The sequence below is a fragment of the Qipengyuania proteolytica genome (genome assembly GCF_019711565.1).
Lineage (GTDB): Bacteria > Pseudomonadota > Alphaproteobacteria > Sphingomonadales > Sphingomonadaceae > Qipengyuania > Qipengyuania proteolytica.
Window position 1 is genome coordinate 609,506 of the sequence record NZ_JAIGNN010000001.1, and the last position, 25,088, is coordinate 634,593.

22 protein-coding genes are annotated in these 25,088 nt (G+C 65.9%); 4 read left to right on the plus strand and 18 right to left on the minus strand.

Annotated features, from left to right (window positions below; genetic code table 11):
• Positions 1 to 13 precede the first annotated feature (13 nt).
• The gene (asd, locus tag K3172_RS02980; protein WP_221586977.1) at positions 14 to 874 is read left to right on the plus strand and encodes an archaetidylserine decarboxylase; all 861 of its coding nucleotides are present in this window, start codon (positions 14 to 16) and stop codon (positions 872 to 874) included.
• Between the two features lie 12 nt (positions 875 to 886).
• Here asd and ribA read toward each other — a convergent pair whose 3' ends face one another.
• The 7 genes from ribA to pabB all read right to left on the minus strand — a co-directional run bounded on the left by ribA (position 887) and on the right by pabB (position 7,019).
• Positions 887 to 1,909, minus strand: coding sequence for a GTP cyclohydrolase II (gene ribA / locus K3172_RS02985; RefSeq protein ID WP_221586978.1), 1,023 nt, complete (start codon positions 1,907 to 1,909; stop codon positions 887 to 889).
• Positions 1,910 to 1,944: 35 nt separating this feature from the next.
• The gene (gene xth, locus K3172_RS02990; protein WP_221586979.1) at positions 1,945 to 2,736 is read right to left on the minus strand and encodes an exodeoxyribonuclease III; all 792 of its coding nucleotides are present in this window, start codon (positions 2,734 to 2,736) and stop codon (positions 1,945 to 1,947) included.
• A 391-nt stretch (positions 2,737 to 3,127) separates the two neighbouring features.
• Entirely contained in the window at positions 3,128 to 3,790 is a 663-nt protein-coding gene (locus K3172_RS02995; RefSeq protein WP_221586980.1) for a LolA family protein, read from the minus strand.
• Positions 3,791 to 3,858: 68 nt separating this feature from the next.
• Positions 3,859 to 4,026, minus strand: a complete 168-nt coding sequence (rpmG, locus tag K3172_RS03000) for a 50S ribosomal protein L33 (protein ID WP_200981879.1) — start codon at positions 4,024 to 4,026, stop codon at positions 3,859 to 3,861.
• Positions 4,027 to 4,144: 118 nt separating this feature from the next.
• Positions 4,145 to 4,549: an alternative ribosome rescue aminoacyl-tRNA hydrolase ArfB gene (gene arfB, locus K3172_RS03005; RefSeq protein WP_221586981.1), complete on the minus strand. Its 405-nt coding sequence runs from the start codon at positions 4,547 to 4,549 to the stop codon at positions 4,145 to 4,147.
• Positions 4,549 to 5,211 carry an RluA family pseudouridine synthase gene (locus tag K3172_RS03010; protein ID WP_221586982.1) on the minus strand — a complete coding sequence of 221 codons (663 nt, stop codon included), beginning with the start codon at positions 5,209 to 5,211 and terminating at the stop codon, positions 4,549 to 4,551. The genes arfB and K3172_RS03010 overlap by 1 nt, the downstream gene beginning before the upstream one ends.
• Positions 5,208 to 7,019, minus strand: a complete 1,812-nt coding sequence (pabB, locus tag K3172_RS03015) for an aminodeoxychorismate synthase component I (RefSeq protein WP_221586983.1) — start codon at positions 7,017 to 7,019, stop codon at positions 5,208 to 5,210. Before pabB ends, K3172_RS03010 begins: the two co-directional genes overlap by 4 nt.
• Positions 7,020 to 7,129: 110 nt before the next feature.
• Between pabB and K3172_RS03020 the strand changes: the two genes are divergently transcribed.
• A complete protein-coding gene (locus K3172_RS03020) occupies positions 7,130 to 8,656 on the plus strand; it encodes a helicase HerA-like domain-containing protein (RefSeq protein ID WP_221586984.1) in 1,527 nt (508 codons plus the stop codon).
• Here K3172_RS03020 and K3172_RS03025 read toward each other — a convergent pair.
• The 6 genes from K3172_RS03025 to K3172_RS03050 form a co-directional block, all read right to left on the minus strand.
• The gene (locus tag K3172_RS03025) at positions 8,653 to 10,059 is read right to left on the minus strand and encodes an ATP-binding protein (RefSeq protein WP_221586985.1); all 1,407 of its coding nucleotides are present in this window, start codon (positions 10,057 to 10,059) and stop codon (positions 8,653 to 8,655) included. The two genes, K3172_RS03020 and K3172_RS03025, sit on opposite strands and share 4 nt — an antisense overlap.
• Positions 10,056 to 10,790 (minus strand): response regulator, encoded by a 735-nt coding sequence (locus K3172_RS03030; RefSeq protein ID WP_221586986.1) that lies wholly within the window; start codon positions 10,788 to 10,790, stop codon positions 10,056 to 10,058. Before K3172_RS03030 ends, K3172_RS03025 begins: the two co-directional genes overlap by 4 nt.
• Positions 10,791 to 10,840: 50 nt before the next feature.
• Positions 10,841 to 11,530 (minus strand): EF-hand domain-containing protein, encoded by a 690-nt coding sequence (locus K3172_RS03035; protein ID WP_221586987.1) that lies wholly within the window; start codon positions 11,528 to 11,530, stop codon positions 10,841 to 10,843.
• A gap of 164 nt (positions 11,531 to 11,694) precedes the next feature.
• Positions 11,695 to 12,111 carry a cupin gene (locus K3172_RS03040; protein WP_221586988.1) on the minus strand — a complete coding sequence of 139 codons (417 nt, stop codon included), beginning with the start codon at positions 12,109 to 12,111 and terminating at the stop codon, positions 11,695 to 11,697.
• Entirely contained in the window at positions 12,111 to 12,506 is a 396-nt protein-coding gene (locus K3172_RS03045; RefSeq protein WP_221586989.1) for a VOC family protein, read from the minus strand. The genes K3172_RS03040 and K3172_RS03045 overlap by 1 nt, the downstream gene beginning before the upstream one ends.
• 60 nt (positions 12,507 to 12,566) lie before the next feature.
• The gene (locus tag K3172_RS03050) at positions 12,567 to 14,369 is read right to left on the minus strand and encodes an aminopeptidase P family protein (protein WP_221586990.1); all 1,803 of its coding nucleotides are present in this window, start codon (positions 14,367 to 14,369) and stop codon (positions 12,567 to 12,569) included.
• A gap of 150 nt (positions 14,370 to 14,519) precedes the next feature.
• Between K3172_RS03050 and K3172_RS03055 the strand changes: the two genes are divergently transcribed.
• Both K3172_RS03055 and K3172_RS03060 read left to right on the plus strand, forming a co-directional pair.
• On the plus strand, positions 14,520 to 16,586 hold the full coding sequence (locus K3172_RS03055; protein WP_221588973.1) for a S9 family peptidase: 2,067 nt from the start codon (positions 14,520 to 14,522) through the stop codon (positions 16,584 to 16,586).
• A complete protein-coding gene (locus tag K3172_RS03060) occupies positions 16,583 to 16,975 on the plus strand; it encodes an acyl-CoA thioesterase (RefSeq protein WP_221586991.1) in 393 nt (130 codons plus the stop codon). The genes K3172_RS03055 and K3172_RS03060 overlap by 4 nt, the downstream gene beginning before the upstream one ends.
• On the opposite strand, the gene ald is transcribed toward K3172_RS03060, so the two are convergent.
• From ald to K3172_RS03085, 5 genes are all read right to left on the minus strand, one after another.
• Positions 16,972 to 18,087, minus strand: a complete 1,116-nt coding sequence (gene ald, locus K3172_RS03065; RefSeq protein WP_221586992.1) for an alanine dehydrogenase — start codon at positions 18,085 to 18,087, stop codon at positions 16,972 to 16,974. The genes K3172_RS03060 and ald overlap by 4 nt on opposite strands.
• Positions 18,088 to 18,167: 80 nt before the next feature.
• Positions 18,168 to 19,730 carry a DUF389 domain-containing protein gene (locus K3172_RS03070; RefSeq protein ID WP_345725580.1) on the minus strand — a complete coding sequence of 521 codons (1,563 nt, stop codon included), beginning with the start codon at positions 19,728 to 19,730 and terminating at the stop codon, positions 18,168 to 18,170.
• Positions 19,731 to 19,785: 55 nt separating this feature from the next.
• Entirely contained in the window at positions 19,786 to 20,292 is a 507-nt protein-coding gene (locus tag K3172_RS03075) for a hypothetical protein (protein ID WP_221586993.1), read from the minus strand.
• A gap of 15 nt (positions 20,293 to 20,307) precedes the next feature.
• Positions 20,308 to 21,486 (minus strand): hypothetical protein, encoded by a 1,179-nt coding sequence (locus K3172_RS03080; protein WP_221586994.1) that lies wholly within the window; start codon positions 21,484 to 21,486, stop codon positions 20,308 to 20,310.
• Between the two features lie 196 nt (positions 21,487 to 21,682).
• Positions 21,683 to 24,982, minus strand: coding sequence for a calcium-binding protein (locus tag K3172_RS03085; protein WP_221586995.1), 3,300 nt, complete (start codon positions 24,980 to 24,982; stop codon positions 21,683 to 21,685).
• Positions 24,983 to 25,088: the final 106 nt, after the last annotated feature.

The following is a 25,088-nucleotide window of genomic DNA, read 5'->3' on the forward strand; positions in this document are numbered from 1 at the left end:
AAAGCCTTCGCCCATGGCTTCACCCTTCATCCTGCTCCAACATGTCCTGCCGCACCACGCGGTCTCGCGGCTGGCGGGCAAATTCGCGTCGAGCGAGACACCGTGGCTCAAGGACCGGCTGATCCGGCGCTTCATCGATGCCTATGACATCGACATGTCGCAGGCGGCGCGCAGCGCGGAGCAATTCACAAGCTTCAACGACTTCTTCACCCGCGAACTGAAGCCCGGCGCGCGTCCACTGGCCGATGCGGGCGAGTACATCCTCTCGCCTGCCGACGGCGCCATCAGCCAGATCGGCTGGATCGAGCAAGGCCGCATCTTCCAGGCCAAGGGGCGCGCCTTCACCGCGCAACAACTGCTTGGCGGCGATGCGGACGCTGCGGCGCGATTCGAGGGCGGCACCTTCGCGACCATTTACCTCAGCCCGCGCGACTATCACCGCGTGCATATGCCTGCCGCAGGAGAATTGCGCTCGACCACCTATGTGCCGGGCGAACTGTTCAGCGTGAACCAGGTGACGGCGGAGAATGTCGACGGCCTGTTCGCGCGTAACGAACGCCTCGCCTGCCTGTTCGACGGGCCCGACGGGACATTCGCCAGCGTCATGGTCGGGGCGATGATCGTGGCCGGCATCCAGACCGTGTGGTCGGACAAGGTCGAAGCACACGCGCCCAAGCTGGTGTGCGAGGACTTTCCGGCGGGTGCGCACACTTTCGCTGCCGGTGACGAGATGGGCCGCTTCTTCCTCGGCTCGACCGTCGTCATGCTGTTCGAACCGGACAGGGTCGAGTGGCTCGACGGGCTTGCTGCCGGAGACACCGTGCGGATGGGCCAGGCCCTGGGGCGCAGGCTGGGCTCCAATCCCCGCGCCTGACGCGCAACCGCTTCAGGGCAGCAGGTGTCCCGCCCGGTCGCGCTTGGTGGCGAGGTAGCGGGCATTGTGCGGATTGTCGGGCAGGCTGTGCGGGACACGTTCGGTGACTGCCACACCTTCCGCCTCGAGCGCGGCGACCTTGGCCGGATTGTTGGTCATCAGCCGGATGGCGCCCACGCCGAGCAGGTCGAGCATCCGCGCGGCGGTGGGGAAATCGCGCGCTTCGTCGGGCAGGCCGAGCCGGGTGTTGGCGTCGACCGTGTCGAAACCCTGGTCCTGCAACCGGTAGGCGCGCAGCTTGTTGACGAGGCCGATCCCGCGCCCTTCCTGCCGCATGTAGAGCAGCACGCCCCAGCCGCCCTTGTCGGCCTCCTCCGCCATGGCGTGCAGCGCCGCGTCGAGCTGCGGCCCGCAATCGCATTTGAGGCTGCCGAGGATATCGCCGGTGAGGCATTCGGAATGCAGGCGGACGAGCGGCGGCGTGTCGCTGTCCTGCCGCCCGATGACCAGCGCGACATGTTCGCGCGTATCATCGGGGCTGCGGAAGGCGACGATGCGTGCGCCTTCGGCTGCAGCGACGGGCAGCTTCGCGCGGGTGGCTATCTGGAGCCGCGAGGCGTCCGCAAAGGCAGCCACATCGCCCGCCTCGAGCGCGACGGGCTCGCCCGCACCATGCGGGTCGACGATGAAGGCGGGTAGCACGCCGGCCATGCGCGCCAGTTCGAGCGCGGCCCTGGCCTGCTCCTCCCAGTCGCAATGGAGCGCCTTGAACGGGCCCTTGAGCGGCGCGGCGAGGTCCAGCGCGGGATCGGCAATGGCCAGCGCATGCGGCAGGTCGAACGGCTCGGCGGCGCGCATCAGGACCGGCTGGCGCGGCCTGGCCGCCTCGAGCTGGTTTGCGAGCTTGAGCGTCGCGGCGCGGCTGGCGGAGAGCAGCATCGCCTCGCCCGTGATGTCGCCGAATGCGGTCTCGACCGGCTGAAGCAGCGGCGCGCCCGCGATAGCCAGCGGCCAGCCGTGGCGCAGCGCATCCACCGCCTGCGCCGCGCGGCGGGAGGCCGAGGCTTCGCTCAGAGCGTGAACTCCGTCACCAGCGGCACGTGGTCGGAGGGCTTGTCCCAGTCGCGCGCATCCTCGTGGACGGCGTGGGCGGTGGCCTGTTTTGCGAGGTCGGGGCTGGCCCACATATGGTCCAGCCGGCGCCCGCGATCGTTCGCCTTCCAGTCCTTCGCACGATAGCTCCACCAGCTGTAATAGCGCTCCGGCGCCTTGATATGCTCGCGCCCGATATCGGCCCAGCCGTGCGCGTCCATGAAGCGTTGCAGGCTCTCGACCTCGACCGGCGTGTGGCTGACGACCTTCAGCAGCTGCTTGTGGTTCCACACGTCGCTTTCGAGCGGCGCGATGTTGAAATCGCCCACGATCAGCGTCGGCCGGTCGACAGTGTCGGCCCAGCGCGTCATCCGCTCGAGGAAGTCGAGCTTCTGGCCGAACTTCACATTGATCTCGCGGTCCGGCTCGTCGCCTCCGGCAGGGACATAGACGTTTTCGACGATCATGCCCTGGTGATCGGTCAGCTCGACGCCGACGTGGCGCGCCTCGCCATTGTCCTGCCAGTCATGCCGCGAGAACTCGCGCAGCGGCGTTTTCGCGACCGTCGCCACGCCGTGATAGCCTTTCTGCCCGTGCACCGCGAAGTGCTCGTAACCGAGCGCGCGGAAGGCCTCGAACGGGAACTGCTGCTCCTGGCACTTGATCTCCTGCAGGCACAGTACGTCGGGCGCCTGTTCCTTCAGAAAGCGTTCCACGATCGGCATCCGCAGGCGGACCGAATTGATGTTCCAGGTAGCGATAGAGACCATGGAAGGGGCTTTAGGTGCGTTGTCCGGCAGCAGCAAGCTGCTGCCTCGCGCTGTTCCATCCCACGCCCCCTCCCGGCCACCCACGGCACGGTATTCTATGGGTGGCCGGGAGGGGGCGTGGGATGGAACAGCAAGGTCAGGACGAAGGTCCTGACCGCGCCCACAAGATACCCCACAACAAAAAACCCTCGCGCCGGGGGCATTGGCACGAGGGTTCCTTGTGAGCGTTCGTCACGCTTGGAACGAGGCGAACCAGGATGAGGGGGTCAACAGGGGGGAAACCCGCCTCTCGTCGTCTCGCAAGAAGGAAATTACGCCCGTTGCGCTTGCTCTGCAATGAACAACCGACCGCAAAATGTCGGAATTATACAACCGACCGGGGACGAGCCGTTCACCCCGGGCGACGGGACGAACGACGGGGGTCGCGGAAGGTGAATGCGCTGTCCGCGACCGACACCCCGTAACGCTGGTTGCGCAGGCGCACGGTGGTGCGGTGATTCTGCGCATCGAGTGCCACCCAGTGGGTCAGCCTGAGCCCGCCGGGGGCACTTGCGTCACGCGCGAAGATCAAAGTGATCGCGCCGAATTCCGGCCGCTTGGGGTCGCGCACGGCGATGCTAACCACGTCATCGTGGTTCGACGGCAACAGCTTGCCATAGGCCTTCACGTCCCGACTGGGATCGAGCAGCGCGCCGAGCGGCGAGTTCTTGATCGGCCAGCGCTGGACCTGGTTCACCTCGTAATCGACCATGTACATCGACTTGCCGTTCGAGACCACGAGCAGGGGCACGCCCTTTTCGTATTCGAAGCGGATCTTGCCGGGGCGCTTCAGCGTCATGACGCCGCCGACCGACTGGCCGCTGCGGTCGGTCTGGACGAAGTCCGCCTTCATGGTCGAGATGCCGCGCAGCGCGGCGACCGCCTTGTCGAGATCGCCGGCGGCGGCCTCGACAGGGGCGGGCGCGAGGATGGCGGACGCAGGAAGCGCCGCGGCCAGCCCTAAAGCCAGCGCGGCGCGAATCGGTTTAGCGGTTTTGAAGGACAAGATGTTCATGCTCCGTGATCTAGCGTTGGAGCATTGAACCGTCACTGAATTGGGGAAGTTCCCCGCATTCAGGAAGATTACTTGATCTTCGCTTCCTTGAACTCGACGTGCTTGCGCGCGATCGGGTCGTACTTGCGGAAGGTGAACTTCTCGGTGTGGTTCCGGGGGTTCTTCTTCGTCACGTAGTAGAAGCCCGTGTCGGCGGTCGAGACGAGCTTGATCTTGACGGTTGCGGGCTTCGCCATGGCGTGTTCCTAAAGATCCTGTGAGGCCGGTTTGCGGCCGAAAAAATAAGGGCGGCGCGTCGAGCACCGCCGTCCGGCGCGCCCATTGGGTGATTCACGGGGAAAAGTCAAGCGCGAGCTAGAGCTTCACCGGCCCCCGGTTGGCCTTGACCTCGCCGCGGGCCTTCTTGGCCTTGATGCGCTTCACCTTGCCCACGCGGTTGACGCGGCTCTTGGCGCGCTTCTTCGGCGGGGTGAGCGCTTCGGAGAGCAGCGCCAGCAGCCGCTCGCGCGCCGCTTCGCGATTCTGCTCCTGCGTGCGGTATTCGTTGGCGGTGAGCACGATCTCGCCGCCCTTGGTCAGCTTGCTGCCGGCGATCTCCTTGAGCCGCTCGAAGGCTTCTGGCGGCATGCCGAGCTGGAATACGTCGACCCGCAATTGCACGGCTGTGGCCACCTTGTTGACGTTCTGGCCGCCGGGTCCGGAGGAGGCGATGAACTTCTCCTCGGCGATATCGAGCGCCTTGTCGGCGATGCGGCCCACTATTCCGGGCCGTCGCCGAAGCCGAGCGCGGCGAAATCGCGCGGCAGCGGCGCGCTGGCTTCGACCGGCGGCTTGCCGTCGCGCGGGACGCTGAGCGCCGCGGCGTGCAGCATCGTGCGCTGCGCACCCTTCCCGTCGCCATAGACGGGATCGCCGAGCAGCGGGATGCCGAGCCCGGTCAGCGCATGCACGCGGATCTGGTGGGTGCGCCCGGTCTCGGGGCGGAATTCCACGAGCGCGCGGCCGTCCCGCTCGTCCAGCACTGTCCAGTGCGTGACCGAAGGCTTGCCCTTCTTCGCCGCAATCATCCGCCAGCCCTTCTCGGCGCTGCTGATCTTGGCGAGCGAGAGTTCGATCGTGCCTTCGCTGCTGTCCGGCACGCCGGCGAGGATGCCGAGATAACGCTTGCCGACCAGCCGGTCCTCGAAGGCCTTGGCGAAGCGCTTCAGCGCTTTGGGATTGCGCGCCAGCAGCAGGCAGCCGCTGGTATCGGTATCGATCCGGTGCACCGGCACGGGATCGCGCTGGAAGCCGAGGCGGAGCTGTTCGAAACGGTCCTCGAGGCTCTGGCCGCCCCGCCGCGGCCGTTCGATCGGCAGGCCGCCGGGCTTGTCGATGATCAGCGCCTCGCCGTCTTCGAAGAGGATGGGAATGTCTGTCATGTTTTGAGCCTTGCTTCCATCGTCAGGCGCAGGCCGTTGCCGAGCAGGAAGCCGCCTTCGAGATCCTCGATCCGCAGCTCCGACTCGCGCGCCTCTCCGCTTTCAAGCAGCGACTGGCGCAGCACGCCGGGCAGCAGGCCGAGGCGGGCGGGCGGCGTGAGCAGCACGCCATCTGCGCCGCGCACGAACAGGTTGGTGACACAGCCTTCGGTCAGAAGGCCGTCCTCGCGCACGAAGATAGCCTCCTGCGCGCCGTGCCCGCGGGCGACGGCCTGCGCATCCTCGTAGAACCCGCGGTCGGTGGTCTTGTGGCGCAGGCGCCAGTCGCCCGGATCGACCGGCAGGGGCATGACGATGGCCGTCGCGGGCTCGGGCCAGGCTGCGGGCATGTCGAGCGCCTCGAGCGCGATCGCGCCGCGCCGGGAGGCGAGCAGGCGGACGCGGCTCGGCTTTTCCAGCACGAAACACAGCGCATGGAGCTGGTTGCGCGCCTCGTGGCGGTCGAAGGCAAAGCCCAGTTCGGCGGCGCTCGCCTTCATCCGCGCGAGGTGCGCTTCGAGGAAGACGATCCCTTCGTCGGGTGTGAAGCGCATCGTCTCGATCAGGTCGAACTGCGCGGCGGTATGGTCGGGCGAAGAGGTGCGGACGAAGGCGCCCTTGAGCAGCGCCTCGCGCCATTCGGTGCGCGCCTCGCTGTCGGCTACGATCGCGCCGCCCACGCCCAGCACGGCCTTGCCGCGCCCGTTCTCGATCTCGGTCAGGCGCAAGGTGCGGATGGCGACGTTGAAGGCGGCGTCGCCGTCGCTCCCGATCCGCCCGATCGCGCCGCAATAGGGCCCGCGCGGATCGCGCTCGACCGCATCGATCAGCTCCATTGCGCGGATTTTCGGCGCGCCGGTGATCGAACCGCAGGGGAAGAGCGCGCGGACGAGGTCGATGGCGCTTTCGCCGGCCTTCAATTGCGCGCGGACCACGCTGACCATCTGGTGGACCGTCGGATAGCTCTCGATCGCGAAGGGTTCGTCCACCCGCACGCTCCCCGGCTCGGCCACACGGCTCAGGTCGTTGCGCATGAGGTCGACGATCATGAGATTCTCGGCCTTGTCCTTGGCCGAGGTCGCGAGTTCTTCGCGTAGCGCGGTGTCGGCGGTGGCATCGCCGGCGCGCGGCCGCGTGCCCTTCATCGGCTTGGCCTTGGCCTCGCGGCCCTTCAGAGAGACGAACAGCTCCGGGCTGAGGCTGAGCAGCCAGTGCGCGCCGTCGAAGATCACCCCGCCATAGCCCGCCTGTGCCGCCGGTCGCAGCGCGGCATAGAGCCCCAGCGGATCGCCGGTGAAATTGCCCGCGAGCGGGAAGGTGAGATTGGCCTGGTAGATATCGCCCGCGGCAATCGCCTCCTGCAGCCGCGCGAAGACTTCTCCATACCCGCCCGGCGACAGCTGCGGTTCGAGCGGACCCACCCCGCCGCCGCCCTGTGCATGCTCGGAGAGCCACTGCGGCATGTCCTCGGCGGGGATGCGCTCCGGCTCGCCGAACAGGCCGAGCCAGACGAGTGGCCCCGCGCCGCCCGTACGCGCCGCTGCCAGCTTCGCGAGCTTCGGCTCGAGCGCAAGGCCCGCCTCATAGGCGATATAGCCGGCCAGCTCGCCGCCCTTTGCGCGCGCGGCCTCGGCTGCGGCCAGCACCGCCTCGACCTCGTCGGGGCGCCGCGCCACGAACACTTCGCGCGGGTTCTCGAACAGCAGGGCATCGGCCGCGCCGCTTTCGCGTGCATCATCGAGCAGGACGAAGGGATGCCGGTCGGTCATCGGGAACAAGCCTTTAGCCGCTGGCGCGCCGCTGTCCATGCATAGCTTGACCTTGACCGCACGCCTGCGCCACACCGCCGTGACGGCAAGAAACAGGAGCGGGCGCGGATATGGGCGAGATTTTCCTCGGACTGGGCGGGAATGGCGAGTACCAGAAGCTGCTGCTCGGGCAGGCCAACCGCCACGGGCTGATCGCGGGTGCGACCGGGACCGGCAAGACGGTCACGCTGCAGGGCCTTGCCGAAAGCTTTTCCGCCGCCGGGGTTCCGGTCTTCCTCGCCGATGTGAAGGGCGACCTGTCGGGCATCTCGATGGCCGGTTCGCCGCAGTTCAAGCATGCCGACAAGCTCGAAGGCCGGGCGAGGGAGCTCGGCATGGAGGACTACGCCTACAAGGACAATGCCGCGGTCTTCTGGGACCTCTACGGCGAAAAGGGTTTCCCGATCCGCACCACGATCTCGGAAATGGGGCCGCTGCTGCTCGCGCGCTTGCTCGACCTCAACGAGACGCAGGAAGGGGTGCTCAACATCGTCTTCCGCTTCGCCGACGAACAGGGCCTGCTGCTGCTCGATCTCGGCGATCTGCAGGCCATGCTCGCGCATACGGCGGAGAATGCGAAGGAGCTCTCCGCGAAATACGGCAATGTCACCAAGGCCAGCGTCGGCACGATCCAGCGCCAGCTGCTGAGCTTCGAGAGCCAGGGCGCGGACATGTTCTTCGGCGAACCTGCGCTGGAGATCGACGATTTCCTCAAGGTGGACGATCAGGGGCGCGGGGTGATCAACATCCTCTCGGCCGAAAAGCTGATGCGCGGGCCCAAGCTCTACGCGACCTTCCTCCTTTGGCTGCTCGCCGAACTGTTCGAAACGCTGCCCGAAGTGGGCGACCCCGAGAAACCGAAGCTCGTGTTCTTCTTCGACGAGGCGCACCTGCTGTTCGACGGCGCGCCCGAAGCGCTGGAGGACAAGGTCGAGCAGGTCGTGCGCCTGATCCGCTCGAAGGGCGTGGGCGTCTATTTCGTCACCCAGAACCCGATCGACATTCCGGAGAAGATCGCGGGCCAGCTCGGCAACCGCATCCAGCACGCGCTGCGCGCCTTCACCCCGCGCGACAAGCGGGCGATCAAGGCGGCGGCGGAGACTTTCCGCATCAATCCCGATCTCGATGTCGAGCAGGCGATCACCGAGCTGAAGGTGGGCGAGGCGCTGGTCTCGACGCTCGACGAGGACGGCGCGCCGTCGGTGGTCCAGCGCACGCTGATCAAGCCGCCGCATTCGCGGCTCGGCCCGGTGACCGACAAGGAGCGCGCGATCATCAATTCGGTGAGCGAACTCGACGGCAAGTATGACGACGCGGTCGACCGCGAGAGCGCGGAGGAGGTGCTGGCCGCCAAGACTGCCGATGCCGCTGCGACTGCCGCAGAGGTCGAGGTAAAGGGCCGCGAGGAGGTTGCGAAGCGGCCACGCAAGACCACGTCGATGTGGGAAAAGGCGGGCAAGGCGGCAGCCACCGCGGCGGCCGGGTCGCTCTCCTCGATCGCCGTGGCGACCGTGCTGGGCAAGAAGTCGAGCGCCGACCCGATCCGCACCGGCGCGACGGCCTTCGTGCGCAATATCTTCGGGAGCCTGATGCGCTAGAGCGGCAGGCGGATTTCCGCGCTCAGGCCGCCTTCGGCGCGGTTCATCAGCACCAGCCTGCCGCCATGCTGCTCCGCCACGGCGCGTGCGATGGTGAGGCCGAGGCCCGCGCCGCCGGTCTCGCGATTTCGGCTCGCCTCGCCGCGCGTGAAGGGCTCGAGCATTTCGGCCAAGCGGGCTTCGGGGATGCCGGGGCCGCGGTCCGCGACGCGCAGCACGGCTTCGTCGCCTTCGCGCACGACGGTGACCTCCGCCGATCCGCCGTAGCGCAGGGCATTGGTGACGAGGTTCCTGAGGCCTCGCTTGAGCCATGTGAGGTGGACCGGCGCGGCGACGCGGCCTGTCGTCTCCAGCGTAACCGGTTGCCCCATGTCCTCGAATTCCTCGACCACCGAGGCGGCGAGCGCGCCGAGCTCGGTCACTTCGGGCGGCGCACCCGCACGGCCGACGCGGGCCAGCGAAAGGATGTCGTCGAGCGTCTGCGTGATCTCCTCGATCGTCGCGGCCATCCTGTCGCGCGCGGCATCGTTCTCGACGCTTTCGATCCGCACGCGCAGCGCGGCGAGCGGGGTCTTGAGGTCATGCCCGATCGCGCCGAGCATCACGTCCTTCTCGTCCAGCATTGCGCCGATCCGGGATTGCATGGCGTTGTGCGCTTCGATCAGGTGACGCACATCGTCGGGGCCGGTTGCGGGAATCGGTGCACCCGGCGTTCCCGCGCCGGCGAATCGGGCAGTGCTGTCCGCGAGTGCGGCGAGCGGCCGTGTGATGCGGCGCAGGACGAACCACAGCAGCCCGAACAGGACGATGAACAGGATCAGGGTCTGGAAGACCAGCGTGCCCATGATTGTGCGGTCGCGCGCCGGGATGGGCAGGCGCGCGATCTGCCACGTGTCGCTACCCTGCTGGCGCAGGCCCACGACCAGCAGTTCGCCGGGAGCCTCGCGCAAGCGGCCGGCAAGGCGCGGGAAACGATCGCGCGCGCCGGCAACGATCGGGTCGCTCAGCATCGGACGGCGGATCACGACCAGTTCCGCAATAGCGACACCCTGTGCTTCGAGCACCTCGCGCACCGTATCCTCGCGGTCGGTCATGCGGAGATCGCCGGCCGCGAGCGGGCTCGCGGTGCTTTCCGCGTAGCGCAGGCGGCGCGGCAGGCGAAGGCCTCCGAAGTCGCGCCCGCCGTCACGGACCAGTCGCGGTCCGCGCTCGCCGCGCCCCCGCTCCCCGCGTGTCTCGCCGGTAACGAGTTGGAAGGCTGCGGTATTGGCGATTGCCAGTTCGCGGCGCTGTTCGGCGGCGCGATAGAGGAGGGTGGTGGAGATCGCCTGCGCAATAAGCAGCGCGGCGGCGGTCGCCAACATGACCTGGCCGAACAGGCTGCGCGGGACCAGTCGCATCATGCGCGCTCGCGCGGCTGGCGGGTGACGTCGGCGGAGAGGCGATAGCCGCCGCCGCGCACGGTCTGGATCAGCTGCGGATTACGGCTGTCGACCTCGATCTTGCGGCGCAGGCGGCTGACCTGGTTGTCGACCGCGCGATCGAACAGTTGCGCTTCGCGGCCCTGCACGAGATCGAGCAGGCGGTCGCGGTCGAGCACCTGGCGCGGATGGTCGCAGAAGGCGCGCAGCATGCGAAATTCGGCGGTCGAAATGGGTACGGTGGCCCCTTCGGGATCGGTCAGCTTGCGCTTGAGCGGGTCGAGCGTCCAGCCCTCGAAGGCATATTCCAGCTCCTCGTCGGGCGTGGCAGGGGGGCGTTCGGCGCGGCGCAGGACGGAACGGATTCGGGCAACCAGCTCGCGCGGCTCGAACGGCTTGGTAACATAGTCGTCGGCGCCGATCTCGAGCCCGACGATCCGGTCCATCGCCTCGCCGCGCGCGGTGACGAGGATCACCGGCAGGTGGCGCGCCTCGGTGAGATGGCGGCAGAGCGACAACCCGTCTTCGCCGGGCATCATGATGTCGAGCAGGACGAGATCGGGCGTGTTGCCGACCAGCCAGCTGCGCGCGGCGGCGGCGCTCTCCGCCTCCTGCACGATGAACCCCTGGCCGGTGAGATACTCGGCCAGGGGTTCGCGCAAGGATCGCTCGTCATCGACCAGGAGGAGGGTGGTGGGCGCGGTTTCAATCATGGTGTGTCGTTACCGCGCCTACCGTTTGTCGGGCGAGGCGATCAAGCGCCTTACTGAGCGCGACGTTCGGCCCGGCGCTCCTGCCAGGCGGCGCGCCTCGCCTCGCGGGCGGCCTGGCGTTCTTCCGCGGTTACCTTGCCATCGCCGTCGGCATCGAGCTTGGCGAAGCGGGCCGCAACGCCAGTGTCGAACTCGGCCTTGGTGATGGCCTTGTCGCCGTTCGCGTCGGCCATGCCGAAGCCGTGCTTGCCGCGCATGCCGTGATGGCCCCGCTCGCCGCGCGCTTCATGCATCGCTTGCATTTCGGCCATCGTCAGGCCGCCGGAGCTGTCGGTGTCCGCCGCAGCGAAGCGTTCGGCCATTTTGGCAGCGCGGTCACCGCCGCGCTTGCCCATGCGTTCGCGCGGTTCGGCTCCGCGTTCGGCCATGCGTTCCGCGCGGCGTTCCTTGCGGGCTTCGTGGGCTGCCTGCATTTCGGCCTGGGTGACCTCGCCGTCATTGTCGGCGTCGATCCGGGCGAAATGCTCGGCCATCTTCGCTTGGCGGTCGGCGGCGTCGAGAACGCCGTCGGAATTGGCGTCCATGCGAGCGAAGTGCTCGGCCGACTTGGCCTGCATTTCGGCCAGGGTCACGACGCCATCGGCGTTCGTATCGGCGCGTTCGCCGCGGGTCTGGGAATAGGCGACGCCGCCGGTCAGGGCGACCGCCGCAGCGGAAAGGGTCAGAATGGTCTTGCGCATGGCACATCTCCGTAAGTTGATATCGGAGAGCTGCGACGGCGGGGGAGGGAGGGGGAGACCGTTTATCCGCCGCAGCTCGTGTGCCTCTTCTAGGCCCGCATTGTCGCAGGATTATGCCGGGCAGAAAGCGAATTGTATCGCTTTGTCGCGTGATCGCGTGGGCGTTAATCGACCGGAAATGCGGATCGCTCGCGCATCTGCGTCCCTTCGCCCGCAGTGATGAAGATCGCGGTCGCGCTCTCGGCGACATCGGCGATGTGCCAGACGCCGGGCGGGTTGATGGCGTATTCTCCTGCAGCAAGCGTTACGGTTGCGCGATGCCCATCAGGAAATTCCTGCGTCAGCACCATCTCGCCTGCCGTGCAGATGACGACCTCTGCGCCGAGCGGGTGCATTTCCCATGTGTCCCACCCCTCGGTGAAACTGTGCTGCGATACCAGCCTGCCCTCGGCCCCGTCCGCGCCATGCCGCGCGCCGTATTCGTCGTACCACTGGTACCCGTCGAACGGCGGCTGCGGCACGGCGGTGGCGCCGAGGCCGAGATGCAGGAAACTCTCGGACAGCTTGCGCTTGCCCTCCATCAGGCGACCTTGTCCATCAGGAAGGCGTTGAGCTTGTTGCCGTCGGGATCGCGGAAATAGGCGGCGTAGAAGACCATGCCGTTCTCGTCGGGCTCGCCGCGCGGGCCGGGCGCACCTTCGTCACTGCCGCCATTGGCGAGCGCGAGGTCGTAGATCCGCTGGACCTGGCCGCGGTCCTTGCATTCGATCGCGACCATCGTGCCGTTGCCCACGGTCGCTTCCTTGCCGTCGAACGGCTTGGTCGCGGCGATCCCGGGCCCGCCGTCCCATGCGCCCCAGGCGATGAAGGTGTCGAAATCCATCATCCGACCGACGCCCATTTCGGCGGCGATGGGATCGTAGAATTGCGCAGCGCGCTCGAGGTCGTTGGTCCCCAGCGTAACGTATCCGATCATGGCAATGCTCCTCTGCTCGCGACTCGCGACCAGTAGAACATTACGCGAACATACAGAGTCCTACAAGGGCGCGCACTCGCGCTGCAGCCAGGCGAGGTCCTCGCCCTCCAGCTGCGGCGCAAGGATCGCCTCGACCTGTTCGTGATAGCGGTTCCACCAGCCGATCTCGGCCTCGCTCAGCAGGCTCTTGTCGACCAGCTTGCGGTCGAGCGGCACGAAAGTGAGCGTTTCGAAGCCGAGGTACTTGCCCTCGCTCGCAATCGGCGCCTCGACCACCAGCACGAGGTTTTCGATCCGGATGCCGTATTCGCCGGTCTTGTAATAGCCGGGCTCGTTGGAGAGGAACATGCCCGCCTCCAGCACCGTGCCGCTGCCCGGATAGGGGCCGTTGGGCTTGGCGATGCGCTGCGGGCCTTCGTGGACCGAGAGGAAGCTGCCCACGCCGTGGCCGGTGCCGTGGCCATAGTCGACCCCGCCCTGCCACAGATGCATGCGCGCCAGCGCGTCGAGCGCGCCGCCGGTCGTGCCATGCGGGAAGTACTGCATGGCGAGCTGGATGTGCCCCTTGAGCACGCGGGTGTTGCGCTCAATCATCTCGGCCGTGGGCTCGCCCGGGCCGATCCACACGGTGCGGGTGATGTCGGTCGTTCCGTCGGCATACTGGCCGCCCGAGTCCACGAGGTAGATCGAGGACGGCGGGATCGGGATATTGCTGTCCTCGTCGACCTTGTAGTGCGGCAGCGCGGCATGGCCCGCAGCGGCGCTGATGGTGTCGAAGCTGAGGTCGCGCAGGATGCCGCCCTGTTCGCGAAATTCGCGCAGCTTGGCGGCGGCGGCGAGTTCGTCCACCCCGCCCTTGGGTGCTTCGATTTCCAGCCAGCGCAGGAAGCGCGTCACCGCCGCGCCGTCGCGCGCCTGCGCGTCGCGGTGCCCCTGCTGTTCGGCGGCGTTCTTGATCGCCTTGGGCAGGACGGTCGGATCGCCCTCGCGCACGACCTTCGCCCCGCCAGCTTCGAGCGCGTGGAAGATACCGGCGACCGCGTGTTCGGGATCGACCGCCACGGTCTTTCCGGCAAGATCGGCGAGCGCGGGCACGAATTCGTCGCGCGGACGGATGCTCACCGCGTTGCCGAGATGCTGCGACAGCTCGGGCGTGACCTTTTCGGGCGCGATGAACAGCTCGGCGGTCCCGTCGGCATGCGCAAGGACATAGGAGAGCGCGACCGGCGTGTTGTCGACATCGGTGCCGCGCATGTTGAGCAGCCAGGCGACCGAATCGAGCGCGCTGATGACGGTCGCGTCAAAGCCCTCGCGCTTCAGCCAGTCGGCCACTTCGGCGCGCTTGTCCGCGCTGGAGCGCCCGGCAAGCGTCTCGTCATGCGGCGCGGCGGCGGCGAGCGAGGCCTCCGGGCGGTCGTCCCAGATCGCGTCGATCGGGTTGCCGTCGACCGGAACCAGCGTGATGCCCTTCTTGGCGAAGAGCTTTTCCGCAGCCTCTGCCCAGTCGATGCCGTGAAGCCAGGCGTCGTAGCCGATCCTTGCGCCCTGCGGTGCGTGCTCGGCGATCCATTTGGCGGGCGAGGTCGCAGGCACGTCCTCGTAATCGTAGAGCTTGCCGTCGACCTGGTCGCGCACCTGCACGGTGTAGCGGCCGTCGGTGAACATGGCTGCCTTGTCCTTGAGCACCACCGCGCTGCCCGCGCTGCCGCCGAAGCCGGTCAGCCATTTGAGGCGCTGGGCATAGGAGCCGACATATTCGCTCATGTGCTCGTCCGAAATCGGGATGACGAAACCGTCGAGCCCCCGCTTGCCCAGTTCCTTGCGCAATCCGTCGAGGCGGGCTTCATAGGTCTGCATCAGCATGGGTTCGGTTCCTCTCTATCCGGTTGGCAGCGCCGTGGCGCTTGCAGCGCACCCGTCGCGATCATAGATCGGGGGCGCGCATGGTCATGCGCCCCACTTAGGCCCCTCTGCCGCCCTTTTCCACCCGTTCGCCAGACGAGGAGTTGTCCCATTTCGACCAGCCGACCCGCCGCGCCCCCCAAGGCCGAGAAGCGCGACTCTTCCTATTCGCACCACGGGATCACGATCGCCGATCCCTATGCCTGGCTGCGCGATCCCGGCTACCCGGACGTGACGGACAAGGATGTGCTGGCTTACCTCGAAGCCGAGAACGCCTGGTTCGAGGCGCGGATGGAACCGCACAAGGATCTGGTCGAGACGCTGTTCAAGGAGATGAAGGCGCGCATCAAGGAGGACGATTCGACCGTCCCCCAGCGTCGCGGCGACTGGCTCTACTGGTCGGAATTCGAAGAGGGTGCGGAGTATCGCAAATATTATCGTAAGCCCGTGGCAGGCGGCGAGAGGGTCCTGATTCTCGACGAGAACGAACTGGCCGCGGGGCACGAGTATTTCCGCCTTGGCACCTTCTCGATCTCGGACAATGCGCGCCTGCTTGCCTATTCGGTCGACACCAACGGGTCGGAGCGGTTCACCGCGCGGGTCAAGGATCTCGAGACGGGGCAGCACCTGCCCGACGAAATTCCCGGCACGCTGTCCGATCTCGTCTGGGTGATGGACGACACGGCGCTGGTCTACGGCCTCGCGGATGAGAACTGGCGCGTCCACGACGCCACGCTGCACGTGCTCGGCACGCCGCTCAGCGAGGATGTCGAGCTCTATCGCGAGTCGGCGGACGAGGGCTTCCGCGTCGGTGCTGGGCTCAGTGCGCAGGAAGACTGGCTGATCATTGCGACCGGCGACAACGAAACTTCGGAAGTCCGCTTGGTGCCCGTGGCGGATCCCAAGGCAAAGCCCATCCTCGTCGCCCCGCGCCGCAAGGGCGTCGAATACGATGTCGATGTGCGCGACGGGACCTTGTGGGTCCACACCAATGACGAGCACGTCAATTTCCGGCTCGCCACGGCGCCGCTCGACAAGCCGGGCGAGTGGACCACGCTGATCGAGGGATCGGACGAAGTCTACCTCGACGGCTTCTCGCTGTTCCGCGATTTCTACGTGACCGAGGGGCGCATCAAGGGGCTCGACCAGATCCAGCTGCGCTCCTACGCGGACCCGAACCTCGTCAAGCCGATCGCCTTTGCCGAGGCGAGCTTCACTACCGGCCTCACCAACAATCCCGAATACCATCAGGACAGGCTGCGCCTGTCCTACCAGAGCATGGTCACGCCGGATTCGGTCTATGATTACCACGTCGAGACCGGCGAGCTCGAACTGCTCAAGCAGCAGGAAATCCCGAGCGGTTACGACCCCGCGCTCTACACCACCGAGCGGGTCGAGATCGCAGCGCGCGACGGGACGATGATCCCGGTCAGCGTGGTGATGCGCAAGGACCGCGAACCGGGCGGGCCGCTGCATCTCTATGCCTATGGCGCCTATGGCTATGCCGTGCCGCCGGGCTTTTCGACCACGCGCCTCAGTCTCGTCGATCGCGGGTTCGCCTATGCCATCGCGCATATCCGCGGCGGCGACGATCTCGGGCGCAAGTGGTACCTCGCCGGCAAGCTCAACGAGCGGGTGAACACCTTCACCGATTTCGTCGATGTGGCGAAGGGGCTGGCGGCCAGGGGCTACACACAGGAAGGCAGGATCAGCATCTCCGGCGGTTCCGCCGGCGGCGAGCTGATGGGCGTCGTCGTCAACACCGATCCCCAGCTGTGGGGCGCGGTGGTGGCGCATGTGCCCTTCGTCGATGTGCTTGCGACCATGCTCGACGACAGCCTGCCGCTGACGCCGGGCGAATGGCCCGAATGGGGCAACCCGATCCTCTCCAAGCAAGCCTTCGCCTATATCCTGAGCTACTCGCCCTACGACCAGGTGGTCGCGCAGGACTATCCGCCGATGCTGGTGACTGCCGGGCTGAACGATCCGCGCGTGACCTATTGGGAACCCGCCAAATGGGTCGCCAAGCTACGCGAGCTGAAGACCGACGACAACGAGCTCCTCCTGAAAACCAACATGGGCGCGGGCCACGGCGGCAAATCGGGGCGCTTCGAAAGCATCCGCGAAACGGCGGAGGAAGTCGCCTTCGTGCTGTGGCAGCTGGGGGTCGAGGGGTGAGCAATCGCTTCACCAAGACCTACACCGCTCTGCCGGACCACATCGACGAGCTCGGCCACGTCAACAATGCCGTCTGGGTCCAGTGGATTCAGGACATGGCGACCGCGCATTGGGAGACGGTCGCACGGCCGGAGGATCGCGCGGCCTTCTTCTGGGTCGTGACCCGGCACGAGATCGACTATCGCGGCAATATCGACGCCGGGCAGAGCGTCACCGGCGAGACCTGGATCGAAGGCCCCGCACACGGTGCTCAATCGACGCGGCGGGTCGAGTTCCGCAATGCCGCGGACAAGGTCATCGTCTCCGCCACGACCAGCTGGGCCATGCTCGACAAGGCCAGCAACCGTCTCGCGCGCGTGCGGCCCGAAGTGCTGGCGCCCTTCGCTTAAGCCAGGACGTCGGCGACGCTGCGGTAGTCGTAACCCAGCTCGCGCGCGACCGCTTCGTAGGTCACCGCGCCCTTGTGCACGTTGAGCCCTTCGGCGAGATGCGGATCGCGGCGCAGCGCTTCCTTCCAGCCGAGGTCGGCGATGCGCAGCGCATGCGGCAGGGTCACGTTGTTGAGCGCGTAGGTGCTGGTGCGCGCAACCGCGCCGGGCATGTTGGCGACGCAGTAGTGGACGATGCCGTCGACCACATAGGTCGGATCGGCATGGGTCGTCGGTCGCGAAGTCTCGAAGCACCCGCCCTGGTCGATCGCGACGTCGACCAGCACCGCGCCCTTCTGCATGTCGCCGAGCATTTCGCGGGTGACGAGCTTGGGTGCCGCCGCACCGGGAATCAGCACCGCACCGATCACGAGGTCCGCACCGCAGACCGCATCGTGCAGGTTCGAGGCGTTGGAGAAGCGCGTCGAGGCGCGGCTTTCGAAATGGGTGCCGACCTTTTCGAGCACTTCGGGGTCGCGGTCGAGGATGGTGACGTCCGCACCGAGGCCAGCGGCCATCTGCGCCGCGTTGAAGCCGACCACGCCGCCGCCGATGACGACGACCTTGCCCGGCATCACGCCCGGCACGCCGCCGAGCAGCACGCCGCGTCCGCCATGCGCCTTCTCGAGCGCGGTTGCGCCCGCCTGCACGCTCATGCGACCCGCCACCTGGCTCATCGGCTTCAGGAGGGGCAACTGGCCGCGCGGACCGGTGACGGTCTCGTAAGCGATCGCGGTCACGCCGCTCGCGACGAGATCCTTGGTCTGCTCCGGATCGGGCGCGAGGTGGAGATAGGTGTAGAGGATCTGGTCTTCGCGCAGCTTGGCGCGCTCGACCGCCTGCGGTTCCTTGACCTTCACCACCATTTCGCATTCGGCGAAGATCGGGTCCGGTCCGTCGACGATTTTCGCGCCGGCGGCCTCGTACTGCGCATCCGTCGCATCGATGCCGAGGCCCGCGCCGGTCTCGATCCAGACCTCGTGGCCGTGATTGACCAGTTCGCGCGCGCTCTCTGGCGTCAGGCCGACACGGTATTCGTGGTTCTTGATTTCCTTCGGGCTGCCGATGCGCATGGCCGCTGTCTCCTTCTCTCAGGACAAGCCGTTACAAGTGAGACCAAATCGCGGCAAGCGCCCAGCGCCCGTGCGCATGCTTATTGCGGCATGCTGGCCCAGCTGACGTCGATCCTTTCGCCCGGACGGGTATTTACCTGCCCGATCGTTACCCCGGCCTCGCGCATGCGGGCGGCAAGGGCCCGCACCTGTTCTTCGGGGCCGGTCAGGTCGAGCGGCAGGCCGATTCGCTTCGCCGCCCAGATCGCGGTTCTTTCGGCGCGCTGCCCGGCAGCATCAGGACCCTCCTCGCCCAGCGTGATCGCGGGGATCGGGGCGGGCGGCGGGCGCAATTCGATGTCCCAGCCCGGCGCCTCTTCGGCGAGCCGTCGTTCGAGCTCGGCATAGCCTGCCAGCGTCAGCCCATCGAGCCGCTTCGCGGTCGCCATCGCCCGGCGGTTCTCGCGGTCGAGCGTCACATCCTTGCGTGTCACCCCTGCGGCGAGCGCCATGCGGTCGACCATCGAAGAGATCTGGCGTTCGGTCGCCGCCGCCTGTTGCTCTGCCCGGGCGCGCGCCAGTTCGGCCTGTTCCGCCGCCCCCGGGTCCGCGCCGACGCGGAACTGTTCGATCGCGACCTCCACCTCGCGCCCGAGCCGGCTTTCGAGCGTGCGCTTGATATCGGCCTGCGCATCGGTCTCGAATTCGGGGGTCAGCACGGTCGCGCTGACCGCGAGCGGGTCGGCTTCCCAGTTGATTTCCTGCTCGCTGATGCGCGCGCGCGGGTCGAATTCCGCCTCGATCGTGTTGTGGACGATGCGCTGGGCGTTGGATTCCCACGCGATCTGCCGCAGCGAGAGGCCAAGCGGGATCGCCATAGCGACGAAGATGATGAAGATGCCGACATTCTGGAACCAGCCCTGCCGGGTCGAAAGGTCGGTGCGGAAGCCGTAGAGGCGCGCCATGACCGTGGCGGTCAGCGCGATGGTCAGGAAGTTGGTGACGTAGAGGCCGAGCGCGCCGAAGAACACCGTCCAGTTGAAGGTCGCAAGCCCGAAGCCGACCACCGCGAGCGGCGGCATCAGCGCGGTCGCAATGGCGACGCCGACGATCGTGCCCTCGCGCCCGCGGATCATGGCATAGGAGCCGGCGAGCGAGGAGAACAGCGCGACCATCAGGTCGAACAGGTTCGGGCGGGTGCGCGACGCGATCTCCTCGGTCACCGTCTGCAGCGGCGAGACCAGCACGATCAGCGCGGTGAACAGCACCGCCGCCACGCTGCCGAGAGCGAGCGAACGGGCGCTGATCTTGAGCCATTTCTGCTTGCCCGTGGCGAGCGCGAAGCCGACCCCGAGGATCGGGCTCATCAAGGGCGACAAGAGCATGGCGCCGATGACGACCGCCGGCGAGGACAGCAGCAGGCCGAGGATCGCGATCCCCGCCGACATCATTACCATGAAGATATAGCGCGGCGTCGCCGGGCACTCGGTCGCGACCTTGGCGACCACTTCCGAATGGTCGACGTCCGAGACCACCTGCGTGCGCCAGTATGTACGCAGCGGCGCCAGCGAGCGGCCCAGCGGACCATAGACCCAGCGCGCCTTGCGCTCCGCGGGTTGGGTGGGGTCGGCGGCTTTTTCGGGCTTGCTGGCGATCTCGTTCACGCGCCCGTCCTAGAGCGCTTTGCGCGCAAGGTCGCGCAAAAAACCCGCCGTCCGGTCAGGCCATCGTCTCGCCGGTGGGGCGGGCGCTGCCGGCGAGCCATTCGTCGACGGCCCTTGCCGTGTCGAGCGCCCTGAGCGCACCATCGGGCGCGACATCCACCTTCGCGGCCACATTGGCGCGGGCGAAGACGACGCTTGTCGACGGGTCCTGCGCGAAAGCGACATCGCCCACGTCGTGATCGCCGCCAAGGCGCTCGACGAGGGGCGACTGCATGTTGGCCAGCAGTTCGAGCAGCACTTCGTGCGCCTTCTCGACCGAACCGCATTCGCGCAGGTCCAGCCGGTTGACGCCTTCGCCGCCTTCGGCCTGCCAGGTCGCGCGATGGAGGGTGGTTCCGTCGTCGAGCGCGACCACGCGGATGCGCGCCGGGTCGAGGCCCGCGATCGTGCCATCGGGGATGGCGATTTCGCGCAGGGTTGCCGCCGCGCCATCCCGGCTCTTCCCGCGCCATTCGTCGAAGCCGAAGCGCTCCGCGATCGCTGTCAGATTTTCGCTCTCCATGTCAGAGCTCCTACATCAGAATACGCTGCGCCGGACGCGCGTGCCGGGCTGCGGATCGCATGTGCCCGCTGGCGACAGCCTGTCGCGATAGCCGCCGCTGCCGGGCGTGCCGAACACCATGTTGACCGGCAGGAGCGGCGTATGCGGCGCGGTGGTGGGGTCGGCATCGCCATCGACCTGCAGGCAGGCGTCGTAAACCCGGTCGCTGGCGGTGCAGCCGCCTTTCCACGGGACCTCGTGATAGCTGAAACCCGGCCAGCCGCAGGCGGTCTGCCAGATCGACGAGCCGATCGCGAGGATCGGATTGAGGTCGAAATAATAACCCATGCGCGACTGCCACAGGTCGCATCCCAGCGCGTTCGAGAACGTCGAAACGAAGGTCGCGCAGTCGGTGCAGTTGACATACTGGCCGTTGCCCGGCCCGCCGGCGATCCGTTCGAGGAAAGCGGTGCAGTCGAAGTTCGGATAGGCATATTGCGTCGCGCCGCCGTGCGGGCAGTCGTATTCGATCACCGAATTGCCGAGATCGTAGACCCGTTCGGTGACCTTCGCCGCCGCAGTATCGCGATCGACCGCGCCGATCGCCCAAGTGCAGGACTTGTCGAGCACGTCGGTCCACGGCAGCTGCGTGTTCGACGCCTGGTAGGGGGCCTGCTGCCACGGCGCGGTCGGCGTTTCGAGCAGGACGTAGATCCGGTGGCGGGAATCGTCGAAATCCTGCCAGCTGCCGCCATCCTTGTATTGCCACTGCCAATGCGTGGTGCGGATGCCGATGCCGACCTGGTCGAGGCGGGTGTTCTCCAGCTCGAAAGTCTCCCATCCGCCCAGGCCGGGGCCGTTGAAGCTGACCGTCTTCTCCCTCACTTCGCCCAGCACATTGCCGAAAATGGCGTTGAGGAAGCGGCGGATGATGCCGAGGCAACCCGAGCCGTGCGCGGTCGGATCGACGGCACGGATCTTCACGCGGCCGTGGCTGTCGCCGGTCCAGCGGAAGCGCGCCTTGATCAGGATCGTCTGCCCCTGCGTTTCCTTTTTCACATAGGCCGCAGGCGAATCGGCCGCACTCACGCTGATCCCGGCGCGCCATTCGGGCACCGAAACGAAGGTCGTGTTGTTCTTCCTGATGTTGATCGCGCTGTTATGAACCGATGCCGGATCATGATTGAGCTGGATCGCATCGAGCCGGACACTCATTTTCTGCTCTCCAAGACCATTTAGATCATGAAAGAGTCGTAATTCAATATTTGGCAAATTTCAATTAGGCGGAAACTTTATCGTTATTTTACAGGTCAAAAACTTTAGTATTAATTCAAATGGATATTGCGTGACCCGGGCGATTGTATCCGGCGGACCGGCGGTGTCGATCGCTCGCCACCGCCTCCGTACAGGATCAGAGTACGAAATCGTCGGCGCCGAGAATCCATTCGCCGCCTATGCGGATCATGAAGTCTGACGTGCCGTCGCCATACGTATCGCCGAAGACCAGCGTGGCCCCGTTGACAGTCTCGTACCGCAGTTCGCCGGCGGTTCCCGAAAAGGCGTCCGATCCGATGAAGGTGAAAGCCTGATTGCCGGATGTTGTTGTGTCGGCATCCATGGGTGCCAGCCGGATGATATCGCCTTCTTCCTGATCGAAATCGGTGATGCGATCCGCAGTGTCCCAGGTCCGCCCACCCATATCGCCGTCGACGAAAGCGAATTCGTCGGCCCCGGCACCGCCGGTGAGGACATCGGTCCCCGCGCCGCCGAACAGCTTGTCGTTTCCGCCATCGCCATAGACGATATCGTTGCCGTCATTGCCGAGGATGATGTCGTTGCCGCCGAGCCCGCGCAGCAGGTTGATACCGATATTGCCGGAAATGCGATTGTCTCCGGCATTATCGGTGCCCGCCAGATCGTAATATCCGAGCAGGAACAGGTTCTCGACATGCGTGCCGAGAGTGTAATCGACATAGGCCATCACGGCGTCGGTTCCTTCGCCTGCATATTCGATCACCTGGTCTCCCCAGGCGTCGACGACATAGGTGTCGGAACCCTGGCCGCCGCGCATGGTGTCCCATCCCTGACCACCGTCGAGCAGGTTGTTGGCGCTGTTCCCGATCAGAATGTTGTCGGTACCATTGCCGGTGCCGTCGATCGCAGCAGTACCGGTCAGAGTGAGGTTCTCGACCCCGTCACTAAGCGTGAAGCTCACCCGAGCTTTCACGAGGTCGATACCATTGCCGTTGGTTTCGTCGACAATATCGCCGACATTGTCGACGATATAGGTATCCTCGCCCGCGCCCCCGGCCATGTAGTCTGCGCCGCCATAACCGTTGAGCGTATTGGCTCCGCTATTGCCGATCAGGCGGTTATCGAGCGAGTTGCCGAACCCGTTGATCGCGTAATAGCCGGTGAGCTCGAGGTTCTCGACATTCTTCTGCAGTGTGAAGGTGACCGCACTGCGGACGAGATCGGTGCCGCCGTTGACGCCGTTCTCGACAGCAAGATCGCCGAGGTCGTCGACGATGAAGATGTCGTCGCCCTGGCCGCCGACCATTCGGTCAGCCCCCGCAACGCCATCAAGGTAGTTGTTTCCGGCATTGCCGATGATCCGGTTATCGAGCTCGTTGCCGAAACCTTGCAAGGCTCCTGTTCCGGTCAAGATTAGCTTTTCGAGATAAGACTGCAAGCGATGGTCGATGGACGAGACCACCGTGTCGTATCCACCGTCCGCCCGCTCGGACGTCGTGTCGGCTGCATCGACGTAATACGTATCGTTGCCAGCACCGCCCACGAGGTAGTCGTCACCCGCCCCCCCGTCGAGGATGTTGTCGCCAGCGTTTCCGTAGATCTGATTGTAAAGATCGTTGCCGTATCCGCTGATGTTTCGCGATCCTTCGAGATAAAGATAATCGACATTCGTCGGAAGGGTGAAGGATATGCGCGAGTAGACGGTTTCCGTTCCGTTTCCGCTCCCTTCCACGATCACATCGCCACTATCATCGACCCAATATGTATCGTCACCCGTCCCCCCGCGCATGGTGTCCGCACCCAGGCCGCCATCGATTCGGTCGTTACCTGCGAGCCCGTTCAGAATGTTGGCCGCGTCGTTGCCGGTGATCACGTTGTCGAAACCGTTGCCGGTCCCGTTGATGGCCTCGGCACCGGTCAGCGTCAGATTTTCGATATAGGCGCCGAGGGTGAAGGTGGTGGACGCGAGGACCGTGTCGATGCCGTCGTAATAGTCCTCGATCACGCGATCGTTCGCCGAATCGACCACGTAGGTGTCGTTGCCCGATCCGCCGCGCATCGTGTCGTCGCCCGTGCCGCCGTCGATGAAATCGGCGTCCGCGCCGCCCCACAGCAGGTCGTTCCCGCCCATGCCGAAGAGGAGGTCTTCGCCGTAATTGCCATCGATCCGGTCGACCCCGGCGCTGCCGGTGATCACGTCGTGGCCATATCCAGCATCGAACGCGTTGGCGTTGCTGAAGCGCACGCCGGTCACCAACTGGGTGCCATCGGGGACAAGCGTGACGATATCGTCCCCGCCCATCGCATCGTACATGTTGTCGAGCCGACCGGCACGATAAAGGGCGTCGATCGCTGCCGATCCGTGGTCGGTCAGGGCATTGAAGTCGACCACGTTGGAATAGGCATTGAAGAGCAGCGACGCGGGCGATGGCGATCCGTCGAGCCCGGCGACATGCTCCACACCCGAAAGCGAAACCGTCGCCATGACTTCGCCCGCCGCGTCGAGATACTCGGCGTAGAGGTTGCGGCCGTCCGAAATATACTCGGTCCCATCACCGCGCGCCCAGACGGTCACATTGTTGGCATTCACGATCCGGTCGGGCGATCCGATGTAGACGGTGTCGTAGCCGCCGCCCCCGTCGATGCCGCCGCCGAAGCGCGTGCCGCCTACGTCGTCGAAGGGATCGTCATAGATGATGTCATCGCCGCCACGGCCGAATATCACGTCGAAGCCGGTACCTCCACTGATGCGATCCCCGCGCATGCTGCCATAGACCGTGTCGTTGCCCGAACCCGCGTTGAAGGTGACGTCGTAATTCCAGATCACCGACGGGTGCAGGACGATATTGGCTTCCTCGGGCAGCCAGACCGTGTCGTCGCCTGCGCCGGCGTTGTAGATGTCGGGGAAGTAGCGCGAGGAATTGTACCCGCCGCCGAGCCACTGTTCGATAACGAAAACCCCCGCCTGCGCGCCGGTGAGGTTGTTGTAATCGACCACGCTGTTTTCGCGGGTGAAATATTCGTACTGGCGATAATCGCCGTCGTAAAAGGTGCTGACCCAATACGGTGCACTGCGCGGATCGGCAGAGGTATCGTCGAAAAACGGGTCGGCAAAGAACTCGTAATAATAGCCCTGGAAACAGTTTATCCGGATCAGCTCGACGTTGACCACGTGGAAGATCATCCCGTAGTCGCCGTAGTAGATATCGAGCCCTGTTTCGGTCGATACGAATTCGAAACCGCCAAACCAGCCATCGGGCAAGATAAAGATATCGAATCCGTCGCCACCGTCGATCGTAATCGGCCCGACCCCCGGAACAGACCCGTAGATATAACTCAGCAGGTAATCGTTTCCGTCTCCGCCCGACAGGCCAGTGTAAATGACATTGGTCGGAAAAGGATTGGCCAGGTAATCGTCGCCACTGCCGCCGCTAAGCGTACCTCGAATTTCGACCATGTCTTGTAAGCCCCCACTTAAACGCCGGAACACTTTGCCCCGGCTTTTCCCGCGACCCACGGGTGGGCGAGATATATTGTCCAGGCATCAGACTACATTGTAGGAT